This is a genomic window from Mesorhizobium sp. M0060, from assembly GCF_040323155.1.
Lineage (GTDB): Bacteria > Pseudomonadota > Alphaproteobacteria > Rhizobiales > Rhizobiaceae > Mesorhizobium.
Genome location: NZ_JAMYUP010000015.1, coordinates 54268 through 72039, shown reverse-complemented (window position 1 = coordinate 72039; position 17772 = coordinate 54268). Strand labels below are relative to the sequence as shown.

At 63.2% G+C, this 17772-nt stretch carries 22 protein-coding genes; 12 read left to right on the top strand and 10 right to left on the bottom strand.

The features are described 5' to 3' along the window. Positions 1 to 19: 19 nt before the first annotated feature. The 3 genes from NKJ94_RS16770 to NKJ94_RS16760 all read right to left on the bottom strand — a co-directional run bounded on the left by NKJ94_RS16770 (position 20) and on the right by NKJ94_RS16760 (position 3908). Complete coding sequence (locus NKJ94_RS16770) at positions 20 to 1183, bottom strand: alpha/beta hydrolase (RefSeq protein ID WP_352526547.1); 1164 nt, start codon at positions 1181 to 1183, stop codon at positions 20 to 22. A 154-nt stretch (positions 1184 to 1337) separates the two neighbouring features. After that, positions 1338 to 2411 (bottom strand): alpha/beta hydrolase, encoded by a 1074-nt coding sequence (locus NKJ94_RS16765; RefSeq protein ID WP_352526546.1) that lies wholly within the window; start codon positions 2409 to 2411, stop codon positions 1338 to 1340. Between the two features lie 102 nt (positions 2412 to 2513). Beyond that, positions 2514 to 3908, bottom strand: a complete 1395-nt coding sequence (locus NKJ94_RS16760) for a hypothetical protein (protein ID WP_352526544.1) — start codon at positions 3906 to 3908, stop codon at positions 2514 to 2516. A 128-nt stretch (positions 3909 to 4036) separates the two neighbouring features. Between NKJ94_RS16760 and ilvA the strand changes: the two genes are divergently transcribed. Next, positions 4037 to 5293 (top strand): threonine ammonia-lyase IlvA, encoded by a 1257-nt coding sequence (gene ilvA / locus NKJ94_RS16755; RefSeq protein ID WP_352526542.1) that lies wholly within the window; start codon positions 4037 to 4039, stop codon positions 5291 to 5293. After that, positions 5290 to 5862 carry a DUF1697 domain-containing protein gene (locus NKJ94_RS16750; protein WP_352526541.1) on the top strand — a complete coding sequence of 191 codons (573 nt, stop codon included), beginning with the start codon at positions 5290 to 5292 and terminating at the stop codon, positions 5860 to 5862. The genes ilvA and NKJ94_RS16750 overlap by 4 nt, the downstream gene beginning before the upstream one ends. An 8-nt stretch (positions 5863 to 5870) precedes the next feature. Here NKJ94_RS16750 and NKJ94_RS16745 read toward each other — a convergent pair whose 3' ends face one another. Further along, positions 5871 to 6164, bottom strand: a complete 294-nt coding sequence (locus NKJ94_RS16745; RefSeq protein WP_352526539.1) for a DUF2218 domain-containing protein — start codon at positions 6162 to 6164, stop codon at positions 5871 to 5873. A gap of 168 nt (positions 6165 to 6332) precedes the next feature. Continuing rightward, positions 6333 to 6773, bottom strand: coding sequence for a lactoylglutathione lyase (gloA, locus tag NKJ94_RS16740; RefSeq protein ID WP_352526537.1), 441 nt, complete (start codon positions 6771 to 6773; stop codon positions 6333 to 6335). 216 nt (positions 6774 to 6989) lie between these two features. On the opposite strand from gloA, the gene NKJ94_RS16735 reads away from it, so the two are divergent. The 4 genes from NKJ94_RS16735 to NKJ94_RS16720 all read left to right on the top strand — a co-directional run bounded on the left by NKJ94_RS16735 (position 6990) and on the right by NKJ94_RS16720 (position 9463). Further along, a complete protein-coding gene (locus NKJ94_RS16735; RefSeq protein WP_502896009.1) occupies positions 6990 to 7586 on the top strand; it encodes a cold-shock protein in 597 nt (198 codons plus the stop codon). Between the two features lie 19 nt (positions 7587 to 7605). Further along, the gene (locus NKJ94_RS16730; protein WP_352526535.1) at positions 7606 to 8169 is read left to right on the top strand and encodes a DUF192 domain-containing protein; all 564 of its coding nucleotides are present in this window, start codon (positions 7606 to 7608) and stop codon (positions 8167 to 8169) included. A gap of 20 nt (positions 8170 to 8189) precedes the next feature. After that, complete coding sequence (locus NKJ94_RS16725; protein WP_352526533.1) at positions 8190 to 8957, top strand: alpha/beta fold hydrolase; 768 nt, start codon at positions 8190 to 8192, stop codon at positions 8955 to 8957. Between the two features lie 134 nt (positions 8958 to 9091). Next, positions 9092 to 9463, top strand: a complete 372-nt coding sequence (locus NKJ94_RS16720; RefSeq protein ID WP_352526531.1) for a hypothetical protein — start codon at positions 9092 to 9094, stop codon at positions 9461 to 9463. Positions 9464 to 9505: 42 nt separating this feature from the next. Here the strand turns inward: NKJ94_RS16720 and NKJ94_RS16715 are convergent, their stop codons facing one another. Further along, a complete protein-coding gene (locus NKJ94_RS16715; protein WP_352526529.1) occupies positions 9506 to 10129 on the bottom strand; it encodes an HD domain-containing protein in 624 nt (207 codons plus the stop codon). A 145-nt stretch (positions 10130 to 10274) separates the two neighbouring features. Between NKJ94_RS16715 and cysE the strand changes: the two genes are divergently transcribed. After that, entirely contained in the window at positions 10275 to 11123 is an 849-nt protein-coding gene (gene cysE / locus NKJ94_RS16710; protein ID WP_352526528.1) for a serine O-acetyltransferase, read from the top strand. A gap of 333 nt (positions 11124 to 11456) precedes the next feature. After that, the gene (locus NKJ94_RS16705) at positions 11457 to 11660 is read left to right on the top strand and encodes a DUF3126 family protein (RefSeq protein ID WP_023674799.1); all 204 of its coding nucleotides are present in this window, start codon (positions 11457 to 11459) and stop codon (positions 11658 to 11660) included. Between the two features lie 72 nt (positions 11661 to 11732). On the opposite strand, the gene NKJ94_RS16700 is transcribed toward NKJ94_RS16705, so the two are convergent. Next, positions 11733 to 12464 (bottom strand): hypothetical protein, encoded by a 732-nt coding sequence (locus NKJ94_RS16700; RefSeq protein ID WP_352526526.1) that lies wholly within the window; start codon positions 12462 to 12464, stop codon positions 11733 to 11735. Positions 12465 to 12590: 126 nt separating this feature from the next. On the opposite strand from NKJ94_RS16700, the gene NKJ94_RS16695 reads away from it, so the two are divergent. Further along, a complete protein-coding gene (locus NKJ94_RS16695; RefSeq protein WP_352526524.1) occupies positions 12591 to 12935 on the top strand; it encodes a DUF6949 family protein in 345 nt (114 codons plus the stop codon). A gap of 19 nt (positions 12936 to 12954) precedes the next feature. After that, positions 12955 to 13482, top strand: coding sequence for a gamma carbonic anhydrase family protein (locus tag NKJ94_RS16690; RefSeq protein WP_352526522.1), 528 nt, complete (start codon positions 12955 to 12957; stop codon positions 13480 to 13482). 130 nt (positions 13483 to 13612) lie between these two features. Here NKJ94_RS16690 and NKJ94_RS16685 read toward each other — a convergent pair whose 3' ends face one another. The 3 genes from NKJ94_RS16685 to NKJ94_RS16675 form a co-directional block, all read right to left on the bottom strand. Next, entirely contained in the window at positions 13613 to 14218 is a 606-nt protein-coding gene (locus NKJ94_RS16685; RefSeq protein ID WP_352526520.1) for a transglutaminase-like cysteine peptidase, read from the bottom strand. Between the two features lie 401 nt (positions 14219 to 14619). Next, positions 14620 to 15237, bottom strand: a complete 618-nt coding sequence (locus tag NKJ94_RS16680; RefSeq protein ID WP_352526518.1) for a PilZ domain-containing protein — start codon at positions 15235 to 15237, stop codon at positions 14620 to 14622. A 116-nt stretch (positions 15238 to 15353) separates the two neighbouring features. Continuing rightward, on the bottom strand, positions 15354 to 15992 hold the full coding sequence (locus tag NKJ94_RS16675; protein ID WP_352526516.1) for a PAS domain-containing protein: 639 nt from the start codon (positions 15990 to 15992) through the stop codon (positions 15354 to 15356). A 391-nt stretch (positions 15993 to 16383) separates the two neighbouring features. On the opposite strand from NKJ94_RS16675, the gene NKJ94_RS16670 reads away from it, so the two are divergent. Then, a complete protein-coding gene (locus tag NKJ94_RS16670; protein ID WP_352526514.1) occupies positions 16384 to 17154 on the top strand; it encodes a rhomboid family intramembrane serine protease in 771 nt (256 codons plus the stop codon). Between the two features lie 100 nt (positions 17155 to 17254). After that, the gene (locus tag NKJ94_RS16665) at positions 17255 to 17686 is read left to right on the top strand and encodes a CBS domain-containing protein (protein ID WP_023717464.1); all 432 of its coding nucleotides are present in this window, start codon (positions 17255 to 17257) and stop codon (positions 17684 to 17686) included. The last annotated feature ends 86 nt before the right edge of the window (positions 17687 to 17772 follow it).

The window sequence follows — 17772 nt, the reverse complement described above, 5'->3', positions numbered from 1 at the left end:
ACGCGGCCGGGGCGCTCGCTCACCCACCGGTGGCGATGGTCAGCACCTTGAACGGCGTGGTGATGACGATCTCGGCAACCGAGCCGACGGCCTTCCCGAGGCCCTGGCCGAGATTGTCGAGCTGGGCCGGCGCGGTCTCTTCGGAGGCCAGGCCGGCCGGAGCACGCAGGCGGTCGCCGAGCAGCCGCACCAGGAACGGGTTGTCGGCGAATTTGGCGTGGTTCAGCCGGTCGCCGCCCTTGGTCTTGGTCAGGTCGACCACCGAGACGCCATAGCTGGCGAGGTCGGCCGCGTCGCCATAGTCGCCGACGCGTGGCTTGTCGCCGGAGATCAGGGTCGAGAGCCTGAGCGCCCGGTCGTCGCCCGAAAGCAGCACGGCGAACGGCTTGTCGGGCTTGCCGTAGCGGATCATCTGCTTCTTGAAGACATCGACGTCGATGTCGGGCGAGGCCAGGATGACATAGCCGAGCTTGCCGCCGAGGTCGCGGTCGCCGGTAATGGCAAGCTGGCGCAACGCTTCCATCGTCACCCAGGTCCCCATCGAATGGGCAATGATGTCGATGCTCTTGGCGCGGGTCTTGGCGAGCATGCGCAGCGTCGCTTCGAGATCGTCGCGCGCCGCATTGGCGCTTTCCTTGTCGTAGATGTAGCCGGTTGTCTTGCCGCTCGACGCCCACGAAAACAGCACCGGCGTGCCGGGGTATTTCGTGTCGTGCGCGATCTGCGTCAGCCGGTAGATGCCGTCGTCAAAGCCGTTGTTGAAGCCGTGCACGAAAACCAGCGCCCGGTCGCCGCGCATGGCGATGTCGGCGCCGACCGCCTTGGCGAATTGCGGCGCCCCTTCGTAGAAGGTGACGCCGGTCGCCGTGAAATCCTTCGCCGGATTGCTGTTGGCGGAGCCCTTGACCCGCTCGATGGCGCCGACCTGATGGATCTTCGGCACCGTCACCTCGACGCTGGCAAAGCTGGTCGTGGGCGAACGGTCACCGTCGAACACCTGCCGGGGCTCTTTCGTTGCCTTCTGCCGGGTGGTGGCGACGAAGATCTTATGCGTGGCCGCGATGTCGGAAGCAGGCACCGTGATCGTCGTCTTGTTGAGCAAATCATGCGTGTTCTGGCCGGCGCAGCCTGCCACCGCGAGCGCGAACGCAACGACGAGAAAGATCTTCGAACGCACGATCACGCGGGCTCCCGCAAGGGCGACGTCGAGCCGAAGACGTCTTGGACTATTCCGATAGAGGCAGAGGCCGGCACGGTCCAGTTCAAACTATTCCGATGGTGCGGCAATCGTGAACAGAATCGCGAGCTGGCGGAAGGTAGCTGTCGGCGGACGATAGCTATTGTCCGACCGAGGCGATGCGGTCGGTCACTTCGCGGTCGCTGGCAAACCCGTCATCCTCGCGCAGCTTCTGGCCGATCAACTGCACCAATTCCGGATTGTCGGCGAATTTGGTGTGGTTGAAGCGGTCGGCTCCCTTGACGCTGGAGAGGTCGACGACCGACACGCCATAGCTGGCCAGGTCGGCGGCGTCCTTGTAGTCGCCGACCCGCGGCCGCGCGCCGGCGATCAGGCCAGAGAGCCGCAGCGCCCGGTCGTCGTCGGACAGAAGCAGGATGAACGGCTTGTCCGGCTTGCCGTAGCGGCGCATCTGGCTCTTGAACACGTCGACGTCGATATCGGGCGAGGCCAGCACCACGTCGCCGAGCTTGCCGCCGAGATCGCGGTCGCCGGTGATGGCAAGCTGGCGCAGCGCCTCCATGGTCACCCAAGTCCCCAGCGAATGGGCGACGATGTCGATGCGCCGCGCGCCGGTCTGCGCCAGCATTCTCAGCGTCACTTCCAGCTGGTCGCGGGCAACGCTGGCGCTTTCCTTGTCGTAGACATAGTCGGTGGTCTTGGCGCCCGAGGCCCAGGAAAACAGCACCGGAGTGCCCGGATAGCCGGAATCATGGGTGATCTGGGTGACGCGGTAGACAGCGTCGTCGAAGCCGGTGTTGTAGCCGTGGACGAAGACCATGACGCGGCCGCCGCGCGCCGCGATGTCGGCACTGAGCGCGCTGGAGAATTTCGGCTGGGTGTCGTAGCCGACGACCTCGGAAGCCATGAAGTATTTGGCCGGATCGTCCGACTTGCCGCGCGAGCGCCGCTCGATCTGGCCTGTCTTGTGGATGCCGGGGACGGTGACGTTGACGCGGGCATAGTTCAGCGTCGCCGAGCGCTCGCCGTCGAAGACCTTGTTGGGATCGTCGGAGCGCTTGCGCGTGGTGGCGATGAATATCGAGTGGTTGCCGGCGATTTCCGTCACCGGCGCAGCCATCATGGCGCTGCCGAGCAGTTCCTCGGTTTGACGGCCGCCGCAGCCGGCGAGCAGCCCGGCAATGAGAATGATGCAAATCGTCTTCAAAAACACTTAAGAAATTCCACTCCGGCCTAACCAAAGGCCCATCACCTCCGCCGCACCTCCCGGACAGGCGAAGTGCGGCGGAAGTAAGTCGCGGACGCCGAAATGCGCTCAGCGCCTCTCGACTGCCATCGCACTGTTGCGCGAAAGCCAGAACGGCGGCAGGAAGGCCGGGATGTTGGAAAACGGCAGCACTTCCGGCTTCAGCCTTATGCCGAGCACGTCGGTCATGAAGGCGCGGCGCGCCTCGATGCGGCGCCAGGCTTCGGGATAGCGTGCGGCGATCTCTTCGCGCAGTTCCTCGTCGGCCAGCGCGATGCCGTCCTCGATGTTGGTGGTGAAATAATCGGTGCCGGTCGCCGGGATGATGTCGACCTGCAAGGCCATGCCCGACTTCAATCTGATGTCGGAGCCGGAAAATACCGGCGAATGCATCCATTCGTCGATATGGACGAGATGGCCGGGATTGAGCGAGACGCCGAAGAAGGGATCGCCTATGCGGTTGTGCACCGCCTTCCACATCGCGCCGCCGGGAACGCCGATGCCGACCGTTTCGTACCAGTCGACGACGGCGCAGAAATACGGCGCGACCAGTTTTTCGACATAGTCCTGGATGCCCTTCGGAAGCTCGGCCGCATCCTCGACCAGAAAGCCGGCGCGGGCGTTGAGCGAACCTTGGATGCCGTATGCCATGGTGATCGGGTCGCCGCGCTTGATGATGTCGAGGCGCGGGCTCGGCAGGCCATAGGCTGCGCGCCTGCCGGCCGACAGCATCGGGTGACAGCATTGCGGCAGGCCGTTGATGCCCATCAGCCGCGCCGCCTGCAATTCGGTCATGCCGGGTTCGATGCCTTGCAGGACGTTGCGCAGGCCTTGCGAGGAATAGGTCGCGGCGAATTCGAACGCCGCCAGTTGGTCGGTCTCATTGATGGCGCGCAGGCCGTCGGCGGGGTTCATCAAAAGGTTCGCCGCGTTGACGACCGTGCCCCTATCGCCGGCAAGGGTACGCAGCGTGTCGGCGATGAAGGACGGCAGGTCGAGCGTCGTTTCCCCAAAGCCGGCATCGCCGGGGCCGAACGGTTTCCAGCCGATGGCGCCGATACGCTGGCCGGCTTTCAGGCCGCAATCGGCAAGGATGTCGGCCAGCGCTCGCGAGCGGTCGCGCGGCTGCGCCGGCAGCGAGAACGTCTGGTAGAGCACGCGCTCGTAAGGCCCGTCGCAGATCTCGGCATAGCCCCAGCCCTCATTGCCGACCAGCAGTTTCGGCGGCTTGCCGGGAACGATGATGAGCAGCGTCTCCTCGAAGCGCGGGTCGTAGCCGCAGAGGTAGGCGACATTGGCGGCATGTTCGCGGTCGCCATAGACGACGAAGGCATCGAACCCGCCACGTGCGACCAGCGCCGCGATACGGGCCTCATAGGCGGCGCGGGGCACCAGCGGCATCACCGTCGGCTCGCCGAACTCCGGCAGCGACACGGTTTTCCGGGCAACCGATGCGACAGGCATGAGCAAACGCCCCCAAATGCTTACGTTGATTCCGGAAATGCCCCTTCGGGGCGGCCGGACAATGGCTTCGCGAGGCCGGATATGCAATAGCGGGACCGAACTCGCATAGCTTTTGGGGTGCTCTTGCCATGACCAGTTTCTCCTCTCGCGTCGCTGCTGCCGCCGCGGCGATCCGCGAGATCTTTCCGGAAACGCCACTGCAGGAAAACGACTATCTGTCGAAGAAGACCGGCGCGCGGGTGCTGCTGAAGCGCGAGGACCTGACGCCGGTGCGCTCCTACAAGATCCGCGGGGCCTTCAACTTCTTCCGCAAGACGCTCGCCGCCGGCAACAATGCCGAGCTGTTCGTCTGCGCCTCGGCCGGCAACCATGCGCAGGGCTTTGCCTTCGTCTGCCGCCATTTCGGCAAAAAGGGCGTCGTCTTCATGCCGGTGACGACGCCGCAGCAGAAGATCGACAAAACGCGGCTGTTCGGCGGCGCCTTCGTCGAGATCAGGCTGGTCGGCGATTTTTTCGACGACTGCTACCGCGCCGCACTCGAATTCACCGAAACTGCCGGCGCCCACATGGTCCCGCCGTTCGACCATAAGGACATCATCGAAGGGCAAGCGACCGTCGCCTACGAGATATCAGGCCAGATGCCCGGCGCGCGCATGCCCGACATCGTCATGCTGCCGGTCGGCGGCGGTGGCCTGGCCGCCGGCGTCACCCATTATTTCGCCCACCAGCACCGCGAAACACGCTTCGTCTTTTGCGAGCCGGCCGGCGCCCCGAGCCTGAGCGAGAGTCTCGCCGCCGGAAAACGGATCAAGCTCGCCAAGGTCGACAATTTCGTCGACGGCGCGGCGGTGGCCGAGATCGGCCGCGAGCCGCTGCGCCACCTCAGGGAGTTTGCCGTCGACGCGGTGCGGCTGATCCCGGAAAACCGGCTCTGCGCGACCATGATCGAAATGCTCAATGTCGAGGGCGTCGTGCTCGAGCCGGCCGGCGCGCTGGCGATCGATGCGCTGAAGGATTTTTCCAAAAAGGAAATCAGGGGCAAGACCATCGTCGCCGTGGTGTCCGGCGGCAATTTCGATTTCGAGCGGCTGCCGGATGTGAAGGAACGGGCGCTGCGTTTCGAGGGCTTGAAGAAATACTTCATCATCCGCTTTCCGCAGCGGCCCGGCGCGTTACGCGATTTCCTCGAATTGCTTGGCCCCGACGACGACATCGCCCGCTTCGAATATCTGAAGAAATCGGCGCGCAATTTTGGATCGGTGCTGATCGGCATCGAAACCAAGGACCGCCGCAATTTCGACCTGCTCAAGGCGAATTTCGACGCCGAGAGCGTCCACTATCAGGACATCACCGATAACGAGACGCTCGCTGGGTTCATCATATGAGCAGCAACGATCTTCTGACCACCGAGGGAAAGATCTTTGTCGCGCTGTTTTCCGGCATCAATGTCGGCGGCAACCGCATCGTCAAGATGGCGGAGTTGCGGACGTTCTTCGAGCAACTCGGCTTCTCCGATATCGCCACCTATGTGCAGAGCGGCAATGCCGTGTTCCGGTCGCCGAACGGCGATGCAGCGGCGCTGACCAGCCAGCTGGAAGCGGAATTCGAGAAGAAATGGGGGTTCCATTCGCGCATCATGGTGCGCGATCTCGGCTGGCTCGAGCGGCTGGCGGCGGAGAACCCCTATCCGGAAATGGCCGGCGAGCCGACCAAGCTGCACGCCTATGCGCTGGAGCGCGAGCCGACCGCCGAAGAGGTCGCCCGGCTGGCGGAAAAATGCACCGGGCCCGAACGCTTCGAGATCAAGGGTGACGTGTTTTATCTGCATGCGCCCGACGGGCTCGGCAAATCGGTCTTTGCCAATCTCATCCCGCGCGTTTTGAAGGTGCCCGGCACCGCGCGCAATTGGCGCACCGTGCTGATGCTGCTGGAGATGGCCAAGGCAGGCGGTTGACAGGTCGTCTACGCAGCCGGAGCGCGTTTCCAGTCGAATGTCAGCTCCTCGCGGAAGGCGAAGCGCTTGATGTGGTCGGCGACGACCGTCTCCAGGCGCTCAAGCGAACCGGCCTCGTCGGTCGTCACCGCGATGTGCAGCGCTGCCGGGTCGGCATCGAGAACCGTGCGGCCGAGCGTGAGATCGATGGTGCCGTGGTTCGGGTCGAACTCGACGGGAAACTTGTGCGCCCAATGCTTGCACAGCTGCTGCAAATAGCGGCTGGCATGTTCGGTGGCGACGTCGACATGGCTGGTCGGCATGAATGAATTCTCCTGGAGCCCATTGTGGACCTGGCGAGCGCCTATTGCGTGATGTTGCGCCAGCCTTCGCGGGCAGGCGCCACGCCGGTTAGATAGGCGCCTGCCGCGAAAACCAAAAGCTGTGGGACATATCCGCCTGACGACGTCGGCTCAAGATGGCGTGATCGGCTACCAGCTTCCGGTGTTCTGCATCGACGCCCACGGTTCGGCCTTGGGCTTGGCCGGGCCTTTCTGCAAAAGCTCGATCGAGATGCCGTCCGGCGATTTGACGAACGCCATGTTGCCGTCGCGCGGCGGCCGGTTGATGGTGACGCCATTGTCCATCAGCCGCTGGCAGGTGGCGTAGATGTCGTCGACCTCATAGGCGAGATGGCCGAAATTGCGGCCGCCCTTGTAGTCTTCCGGGTCCCAATTGAAGGTGAGCTCGACCAGCGGCGCCTTTTCGGAGATGCCGCTCTGCTCGTCTTCGGGCGCGGCAAGGAAGATCAGCGTGTAGCGGCCTTGCTCGTTTTCGTGGCGGCGCACTTCCTTCAGGCCAAGCTTGTTGCAGTAGAAATCGAGCGAGGCATCGATGTCGGCGACGCGGACCATGGTGTGCAGATAGCGCATGGGATTTCCTCCGATGTTGCGTTGCGGCGCAACATAGGGGCGGCCCGGACAAAGGGCAATTGGTCCCGCTTGCTGGCGCCAGCAAACGACAAATCCGCTATTCCTGTATGCAACCGTGAAAAAAGGCACGTCAGGTCTTGCACACACCGGAAGCCGCGGTGTTAATCTGACACCAAGAATCAGTTGCAGTGTTTCTTGAAAAAAGGGGGCGTTCTTATGGGGGAAAAGGCCTCTTTCATGGGGCGGGACGGGGCCGGTAACGATGCGTTGAAGCGGGATGAGAGCGCCGATACGGCCGATCTCGTCGAAATTGCCGGCGCCATCAAATGGTTCGACGTGGCCAAGGGCTACGGTTTCATTCTTCCCGATGATGGTTCTTCGGGCGATATCCTCCTCCATGTGACGTGCCTTCGAAAGGACGGTTTTCAGACCGCGCTGGAAGGCGCCCGCGTCGTCTGCCTGGTCAAGCAGGGCGAGCGCGGATTGCAGGCTTTCCGCGTGCTCTCGATGGATGTCACCACTGCGATCCATCCGGCAGAGCTGCAGGAGCAGCGCACCCACGTCGCGGTGACGCCGGAAAGCGGCCTCGAACGGGCGCTGGTGAAATGGTTCAACCGCACCAAGGGGTTCGGCTTTCTGACCCGGGGCGAGGGCACCGAGGACATTTTCGTCCACATGGAGACGCTGCGCCGCTACGGCATCACCGAGCTCCGGCCGGGCCAGGTGGTGCTGGTCCGCTTCGGACGCGGCGACAAAGGCCTTATGGCTGCCGAAATTCACCCCGATATGGGTACCTTGCCGGTCTCGCATTAGTTCCGGCCGAGGATTTCATATGGCTCACAGGAACCGGCTGACGGCGGGCGCGCTCTGCGCCGGGATTTTCCTTATCGTCGCCGCAAGCGCCTTCTTCTATTTTCAGCAACCGAGTTCGGCCGACGGCAAGGCGATGATCCTTCCCGTCGACCCGGCGCCACTGGTCGCGGTGACGAAGGCCGGCGAGCGCTCTTTTTCGGTCGAAATCGCCGATACGCCCGCCGAGCGCGAAGCCGGCCTGATGTTCCGGCGGCACATGGCCGACAATCACGGCATGTTGTTCGTGTTCGGCGCGCCGCAAGATGTGAGTTTCTGGATGAGGAACACGCCGATGCCGCTCGACCTGATCTTCGTCGGCCAGGACGGCCGGATCCGGGCGATCAAGCAAGGCGAGCCGCAGTCGGAGGCGATCATCTCGCCGGACGAACCGGTGCGCTTCGTGCTCGAGCTCAGGGCAGGCACCGCCGCCAAAAAGGGCATTAAGGACGGCGATCTGCTGCGCCATCCCGCCATCGGCACGGCGCCGGGTCCTGCCATGCCGCCGCCCGACAAGGGCGATGCGCCGAGTGTCGATTCCGACTGAACGGGCAGGATCTTCGGCCGATGCAGTTCTTCTCCCATGACGGTTTCGACCTTGCTTTCCTCGATCGCCAGCCGGCATCGGGGCAGGGCGATCCGGTGCTGATGATCCACGGCTTTGCCTCGAGCCATTACGTCAACTGGGTGTCGCCCGGCTGGTTCAAGACGCTGAACGACGCCGGCTACCGCGCCATCGCCTTCGACAATCGCGGCCATGGCTCTTCCTCGAAAAGTTATGACGAAGCAGACTACACGCCGGCCAGGATGGCATCCGACGGGGCAGCGCTTTTGAACCATCTCGGCATCGAACGCGCCCATGTCATGGGCTATTCGATGGGTGCGCGGATATCGGCGTTCCTGGCGCTCTCCGATCCGGACAAGGTGGCGACGCTGGTCTTCGGCGGTCTCGGCATCGGCATGGTCGACGGCGTCGGCGACTGGGATCCGATAGCCGACGCACTTCTGGCCGAAGATCCGGCAGGCGCCACCGATCCGCGCGGCCGCTCGTTCCGTGCCTTCGCCGATCAGACCCGCAGCGATCGCCGGGCGCTCGCTGCCTGCATCGCCACCTCCCGCGAATTGCTGAGCGAGGCCGACCTTGCCCGCATTGCCCAGCCGACGCTGATCGCCGTCGGCACCAAGGACGACATCGGCGGCTCGCCGGATGAGCTCGCCGCCTTGATGCCGAACGCCAGGGCGTTTCACATCGAAGGTCGCGACCACATGCTGGCGGTCGGCGACAAGACCTTCAAGCAGCGTGTGCTGGAGTTTTATGCCGAGCATCCGCTCTGATGGATGGCTCCCCAACAAGCGGCCATCGGGCCTGAAGCTGGGGTCCTTAGCGGTTTTGCAACGATACAGGGGTAAATAAGCGCGCGTGTGGATCGGTTCAAACCCGCCACGCTGAACGAAGGGCAGGGGGTACGATGGCACAATGGGGAAGAAGCGACGCCGCTTTGCCGGGCGTTGTTGCGGAAAGCACGTTCGGCAAACGATCCGTTATTCTAGCGCTGGCCGCATTGGCGGCAGGGGCGATTGCGATCACCGCATTGATAGCAATCCCGAGCGACGCGTCCCCACTGCTCCAGAACAGTGCGACAGGCTTCTTCGCCGCCGTATTTTTTGTGGCCGGGCCATTGGCACATCTTTCCGGTGTGGTTTTCGGGTTGATGGCGCTCGGTCGTTCGAACGACAGTCGTGTGCTCGGTCTGGCTGGCATCGTGGTCAACGGCGCGTCGCTTGCGGCCGGGGTGTTCATGCTGTGGGGAATGGCATCGACCATCGGCGCGTTTACCTGATTTCGGGCAACTCTCCGGCAGGCAAGCGAGCGACGCGTCGGGCTACGATCTGCCCGGGCTGTGCCCAAGCGCCTTGAGCGAGCGCGCCATGTTTTGCCGGGCCTGGGTTTCGAATCGCCGGCGGAATTCCTCGCTGTGGAAGATATGCGGGCGGGCGAGGAAGCCCTTTAGGACAGCAGCACGGCCGGCGCGCCACATCGGCGCCTCGACCCAGCCATATTCCCGGCGGACCGCCTGTTCATAGGCGTCGAACACGTCAGGCACAGCACCCAGGATCGCCAGGTCCATGTCGAGGAACAGCGCGGCGTCACGGACAAAATGTTCGTCGCCGGGGCTTTGCAGGCTGGGCAATTCGTGGCCGGCGGTGGCAGCGATCATCGCCGCGATGCGGCCGAGGCGCTGTGCGTCGGCGCGGCCGGCGAGCTTTTTCTCGGCAAGTGCGGCACTCCTCGCCTCGTTGTCCCTGGCGCGGCTGTCATAGATCGCGTCGTGGAACCAGATCGCCGCTTCGACCGCTTCAGGATCGTGCAGCAACGCCTTGTAATCGTTGGCCAGCGCCAGCATCGCCTCGATGTGGCCAAGGCTGTGATAGTGGCGATCCTCGGCCTTGTAGAGCGCCGAAAGCTCGCGCTTCAGCTTCTCGTCCATCAAGGCTGCGTTTTCCATGGCTGCTTGAAATTCCGCGAACCAAATCCATTTGACGAAGCACTAAGGAAAATTGAGTTCACCCGTGCTATGATCTGGCTTATAGGAGCGGCCGGAGAATAGGCAAGCCGCCAAGCCGGAGACATTAGATGGCCGGAGACATCAGATGAATAGCGTTACGATTTCCCGTCCCACCATGGTGCAGCCGGTAGATCCGATCTGGCGTTCGATCCGCGACGAAGCGATGGAAGCGGTCAACCGCGATCCGCTGCTGGCAGCGTTCCTCTATTCGACCATCCTCAATCAGGAAAACCTGGAAGAAGCGGTCATTCACCGGCTGGCCGAGCGCCTCGCCCACCAGGACATAGGCTCCGACCTCATCCGCCAGACCTTCAAGGCGATGGCGGCCGACGACGAGGACTGGTCGACGACGGTGCGCGTCGATATCCAGGCCTATTACGACCGCGATCCGGCCTGCGACCGCTTCATCATGCCGGTGCTCTATTTCAAGGGTTTTCATGCCATCCAGACGCACCGGCTGGCGCATTGGCTGTGGAACCAGGGCCGCCAGGATTTCGCGCTCTATTTGCAGAGCCGGTCGTCCTCGGTGTTCCAGACCGACATCAATCCGGCCGCCCGCATCGGCAAGGGCATCTTCCTCGACCACGCCACCGGCCTCGTCGTCGGCCAGACGGCGGTGATCGAGGACGACGTGTCGATCCTGCACGGCGTGACGCTGGGCGGCACCGGCAAGGCCGGCGGCGACCGTCATCCCAAGATCCGCTACGGGGTGCTGATCGGCGCCGGCGCCAAGATCCTCGGCAACATCGAGATCGGTCATTGCTCGAAGATCGCGGCCGGCTCGGTGGTGCTATCGCCGGTGCCGCACAACAAGACGGTTGCCGGCGTGCCGGCCCGCGTCGTCGGCGAGACCGGCTGCGACCAGCCCTCGCGGCAGATGGATCAGCTGTTGCCGTCGCAGACGATGGACCACGTCGTCAGCTTCGACATCTGAGTGCTCGAGCAGGGGCTTGTCGCGTCGGACCAACTATCGATGTCGGCGCCGCTCCTCATCTGCCTGCCGGCATCTTCTCCCCGTATAGTGACGGGGAGAAGGGGCTGACTGCAGCCTCGGCACTGTTTCTATAACGCTGGAGATTGGCGAAATTCTTTGCGAAGGCGTCCTTCTCCCCGTCACTATACGGGGAGAAGTGCCCGGCAGGGCGATGAGGGGCAGCGCAAACGTGAGGCGATTGCCCGTGTTCTCTCGCCGGCTTGCCTTTACATGGCCATTGTCGACGTGCCAGAAGCGCGCTCAAACGAAGAAGCCGACGATCGGAGAAGACTGTTGAAGCCGGACGAAATCAGAAAGTTGGACGCCTATTTCAAGCGCACCTTCCAGAACCCCAAACTCGAAGTGAAGGCGCGGCCGCGCAAGGAAGATTCGGCCGAGGTCTATGTCGGCGACGAGTTCCTCGGCATCGTCTTCAAGGACGAGGACGACGGCGATTATAATTTCTCGATGGCGATCCTCGACATCGATCTGGCCTGAGCCGGAATTGCGGCTGGCGCCGGCGGGACAGTGGGGCGCGAAGGATCACAACGTAACGGCCCGTTTCGTTGCCTACCGCCCCGTCTTCAGGACACGCGCTGCCTCGCCCAAAATCGCTGCGTCGAGCGCCTGCCACTCGCCCAGGAATTCCCGGGGAAAGCGGTAAGTGAGGCTGAGATTATCGCCGACCAGGATGTCGCGTTCGCAGGGCGCCAGCGATTCGTCCGCGCTCGGGCCGCTCAGGCAGCGGGCAACGAACGGATCCTTGCCGGGGCGGTTGGCGACCGCCAGCACTTCGTTGAGATAGCCTGATTTGTCGCTGAACGTATAGAGCAGCGTCCCGCCAGGGCCGGGCGTGCCGGGCTGGGCGATCAGCGCGCTGTAGATCGGCGCGAAGCGGCCGCTCATGTCGCGCGACATCATTTGCGGCTCGAACGACAGGAACACGATGTCCTTGCTGGCTCCGGTGTGGTTGAAGTCGTCACGGGCGGCCTCGCTGTAGCCGTCCATCTCGGGATAGCGCACATAGAGATCGAGCCGCGAGGCGATGCCGTCGCGCCGCGCCTGGGCAAAGCGGATGACATTGGCCGGCACGGCGACGACGTTGTTGCCGATGATGACCTCGTGGACCGTGGTGTCGTCGGTGTACCCGGCCATGGCGATCGAGCGGCCGAACCATTTGCCGCCGAGGCTGATTGCCACCGACAGCAGCGCCAGCGTCGCGAATGCATAAAACACCCGCTTCATCAGCGTCGAATCGACGACGCTGGGTTGCGGGCCCTCTGTGGCGACTGCCTGCTTCATCGCGATCCTCGTTTGCCGTCGCCGTTCCATCGGGTGTGCCTGAGCGGCACATCTCGGCGCGGCACGGCTCTTGCTACGCAGCTTTTGCAGGCGACTGTGCGATTTCATGGTAAACGGAGGGTAAAGATGGGCCTGGTCGAACAAATCATATTCAGTTTTATGGCTGGGCTGACGGCTTGCGGCCTGGCCGGATCGGCGATGGAGCTGATCGCCGGCCGCAGACTTGCCTTCGTCCAACCCTATGTGTCGTCGAAGCACATGCTGCGCTCGCTCGCCGCGACTGCTTGCGCCGGGCCGCTGATGTTTGCCAACGAGGCGCTGGACGCCTGGCGCGAGCGTCGCATTTCGGTGCTGGGTCTGGTCTCCTGCGGCTGCACCGCCACCATCTGGGCGCTGGCGCTGGGGATGGTGGTGATCCCCATTGCCTCATGGGCGGCTTCGCTTCTAGGGTCTGGCGGCTTGTCGGTGTGAGAACGATCTGGAGACAGCGATGCCGATCTACGCGATTGACGGGAAAGCGCCGGCTTTCGAGGACGCCGACAGCAACTGGATCGCGCCCGACGCCACGCTGATCGGCGATGTGCGGGTCGGCCGCAATGCCGGCTTCTGGTTCGGCGTCGTCGTCCGCGGCGACAACGAGCCGATCGTCATCGGCGCCGACAGCAATGTGCAGGAACACACAATCATGCACACCGATCCCGGCTTTGCCCTGACCATCGGCCAAGGCTGCACGATCGGCCACCGCGCCTTGCTGCATGGCTGCACGATCGGCGACAACAGCCTGATCGGCATGGGCGCCATCGTGCTGAACGGCGCCAGGATCGGCAACAATTCGCTGGTCGGCGCCGGCGCGCTGGTCACCGAAGGCAAGGAATTCCCCGACAATTCGCTGATCGTCGGCTCACCCGCGCGCGTGGTCAGGACGCTGGACGACGCCGCTATCGCCAGGCTGCGCGCCTCGGCCGCGCACTACGTCGCCAACGGCAAGCGGTTCAAGGCGGGGCTGAAAAAGGTCTAGTTTCAACGCGGGATTGCCTGGTGGCGCTTGCCTAGAAATGGTGGAGCCGGCCCGGGGACGGGGCCGGCTCCTAAACCCGGTCGTTGGGGACGGGGAGGGTGGGGACTCGACCGGGTTTTGCGTCGCGTCCTCAGCGGACGCTGGCGACCGCGTCGGAGCGGCCGTCGTTGATCGTTACCCAAGCGCCGGAATTCCGCTCGGACTGGCGTTTCAGGTAGGTGTAGTCGGTATTGGTCCAGGACAGCACCTTAGGCTGGAGATTGTCGAGGATGAACTCGCCAAGGCTGGTGCGCACGGTCAGCACCGCATGGCCGTCGCCGTTGCGCTGGCGGACAACCGTCATCAGCAGATCGCCGGCCGGAATGCCGATGCTCATCAACTCGCGGCGCTTTTCCAGCGCATAATCCTCGCAGTCGCCGACGCCGTTGGGAAACGACCAGACTTCTTCCTTGCCCCACATTTCCATGTCGGTGCGCGGCGCGACCTTGCTGTTGACCGAATTGTTGATCTTGACGATCGTCGCCCACAGCTTGCGGGTGAGTTCGACCGGTGCCCGGTTCGGCGTCCTCTGATTGCATTCCTGCGGAAGCTGCTGGCACAATTCGTAGTGACCGACCGGCTGTGTGGTGCGCCCGCCGGTGTGCATGAAGGCCGGCTCCACCGCATTTGCAGTCCCCCAGCCGAAAAGCTGCATCGCTATTGCCACCAGCAACAGCTTGCCCCTCGTCTTTTTCATTATTCAGTCTCCCCGTTTGAGGAGACAATGACACGGCTGGATTTATTTGACGCAAAAGCGCGAAGTAGACATTAAGTAAAACGCCAATAGAACACGCATAAAATTTGAATCAATCAAGTATAAGATTGTTCATGTTTTTAGGCGACCCCTTCAAGCGCTTCGCCGGCCCTGTTCGAGCATACGTTGGCGGGACAGCGCCCCCCTTGTGTCCTGCCGGACATCTCCCCCACAAGGGGGGAGATTGGCCTTCATCTCGGCTTTCGCCAATCTTCAGCGTCGCAGGAGAGAGCGGGGCGCCGAAGCTGCCGATCTCCCCCCTCGTGGGGGAGATGTCCGGCAGGACACAAGGGGGCGCGAAGGATCGCCAGCCTCTCTTCTCGGATGGCGCTGGCGCTTCTACGTCAGCCGCGCGGTGAGCTGAATTCGGTGTCGAGCGTTTCCGGCCGCTGGATGACGGCGAACTCGATGGCGACGCCATCTTCGAAATGGCGCACCACCTGGCCGCGCATGGTGCCCAGCGTGACCTGGACGCCGATCGCCGGCTTGACGTCGATCTCGATCGCGGCGCCCGACAGCGACAGGTCGATGATGCGGCACTGGTACTGCCGTCCGTCGGCAAGCTGCAGCACGCTGGTCGGGTTGCGCGGCGCCACGCGTTCATGGCGGCGGTCTTCCGGCAGGTCGAGCTCGTGCTTGTTGGCAAGCCAGGTCAGTTGCGCGGCGAGCTTGTCCCTCTTGCGGTCCGACGCGATGATGGTCATTGCAAAGCCATCCTGCGAGGTGCGGGTGATGACGCCTTCGATGCGGCCGATGTGATCGATATACGCAATGACCTTTTCGCCCGGCAGGCCGACGCGCTCGGTGCGAAGCGCGACGTTGCCGGGCGACATGTCGACGACCTGGCACGGATGTTCGGTGCGGTCCTCCAGCATGAAACGTCCGTAAATTTTCACACGGACGCGCTGAAAGTTACGCCTTTCAGCTTGGGACGGTGCATGGTCGACCGCCGCTGACCTCATCACTGCCATACCCCGTTCGGCATTCCGCGCTTGGATGCGGGGAATTTCAGCGGAAAACTACAACAAAGCAGGTTAACAAAGGGGAAAGCCCGGCACTGTTGCTTTAAGCTTTGGGATCATTCCTCGCGTCCGCCGTCGAAGACGACCAAGTGACGGATGCGGCGGGCCTGGCCGAGCGCCGAAATCGTCTCGGGCGGGTCGAATTCCGACGGGGCGAGCGAGGGAACCTCTATCGCCGGCCGGTTCTTCACGAACATCGGTTCCTTGTCGGGATCGACGACACGGATCGAATCGATCAACGCGTCGAGAACCGGGTCGGCACCCAGCCAGAAGGGCTTTTCGACGGCACTTATAACGCCGAGGCAACGCGGGCTCTCGATACCGCCGTCGAGCGGCAGCGCGAGCAGCTCGAACCTGTTGGAACGGCCGTTGCGGCTGAAACCCTCATAGGTGATGAGCACCACCGATTTCAGGTCGAAGACGCCATCGGTCAGCCGTGAGATTAGCCGCTGGTCCTTCTCGCGCCACAGTGACGGGAACGAAAACCCCTTGAGTTCGCGGCCATAGACCGCGCAGAGCCTGGTGCCCGCGAGCCGGAACACCGCTTCGCCGCGCGTGTCCTTTTCCAGGATGAACGTGTCGGCCAGCAGCGACTTGATATCGGCCGGTTCGACTTCCGAGCGCTTCGGGGCAGGGCGTCCGTCACGCAACCGGTTCCAATAATGGAACAGCGTGATCGATCCGTTCTGGTTCATGCTATGCTGCTCCGCGCATTCTGTCTTCTGATGTCCCATCGGTGAACAGAAGGGCGCCCTCCGATGACCTACATGCGTTGCGGAGCAGGATGCGTGCCAGCATCGTTAATACTTGTTCACGGGTCGGGGCGGTTAAGGTTAACAAGTGGTTTACGTTGCGCGCCGGCCAGGCCTGTGGCACACCAAAACCACTCCAGAAGCGGTCGTTTTGCGACGATCGGCAGCACTTCAGTCAAGAGTTCAGGGGGAGCAAGGGGGCTCGACCAGCCGTTCAAGGGAAACCTTGGACGGCTTCTTTTTTGATTCGGGCTGCCTGATTCGCCGTTTGTGATTCGGTTGGCCGTGATCTACATGCTCGCGAAGTCCAATCCAGCGACTGAGTGCAAGCCATATGAGCGACCCAGAAAGCCCACCGGAGATCGAGCAGGGCGAGAGCGGGCCTGCCGCCCGCGAACCGGAGCAGCGCCGCGAACCGGTGTTCAACCTGCCTCCCGTTGTGCTGGCGGTGATCGGCATCTGCGTCGCCGTCCATCTGATCCGGGTCTATTGGCTGACCGAAGACCAGGACTTTGAACTGCTGATACGGGCAGCCTTTGTGCCGATCCGCTATTCAGGCCGCTTCGACCTGGATTTCTTCGCGTTTTCAAGCCCCTTTACCTATGCCTTCCTGCATGGCGGCTTTGCCCATCTTGCCGTCAACATGGTGTGGCTCGCGGCCTTCGGCTCACCGCTGGCCAACCGCTTCGGCGCGTTGCGCTTCAGCCTGTTCTTCGCCGCTACCGGATTGGCGGCGGTGGCACTGTTCTGGGCCATGCATCCGCTTGGCGAGGCGCCGCTGGTCGGCGCTTCCGGCGCGATTTCCGGCATGATGGGTGCGGCGGCGCGCTACGGCTTCCGCATCGACCGCTCGTCGGGCAAGGCCGCCTTCGCCGGCCAGCCTTTGCCGATGGCGGCGGTGCTGCGCTCGCGCGGCGTCGTCACCTTTCTCGCCATGTGGATGGTGATCAACCTGGCGACCGGCCTCTTCGGCTTGGCGCCCGGCATCGACGGCCAGATCGCCTGGGAAGCCCATATTGGCGGCTTTCTTGCCGGCTTCTTCGGCCTGCGGTTTTTTGACCGGCGAGAGCAGGCGCCCCAACAGGCGGACGAGCCGGACACCTGAGACCTCCGCACTTGAAATGAAACCGATCGCGGCGCACCATGTTCATACTAGGGAAAGCCGGCCAGGGCAGGAGCCGGCAGGAAATACAGAGGAGGACGCCATGACTGTTAAGGCAATTCTCGAGGCAAAAGGCCACGACGTGGTGACGCTCGGGCCGAACGAAAAGCTCAGCGAAGCCATTCGCATGCTCTCCGAACACAGGATCGGCGCGTTGGTCATCACCAACGGCGATCACAAGATCGTCGGCATTCTTTCCGAGCGCGATGTGGTGCGGGTGCTCGCCAAGGAAGGGGCGGCGGCGCTCGATCTTGCCATCCGCTCGGCGATGACGCCTAAGGTGAAGATCTGCAACGAGAACCACACCGTCAACGAGGTCATGGAGATCATGACCAAGGGCCGCTTCCGCCATCTGCCGGTGGAAAAGAACGGGCTGCTCGACGGCATCGTGTCGATCGGCGACGTAGTCAAGCGGCGCATCGAGGATGTCGAGCGCGAGGCCGAGGAGATCAGGGCCTATATCGCCACGGCATAGCGCACGGCGTCCTTTGCGCGTCCAAAAGGACGGGCGGCGCCGTAGATGCGGCTAGGAGGTCAGGGCCTTACCGAGCCTGAGCGTAA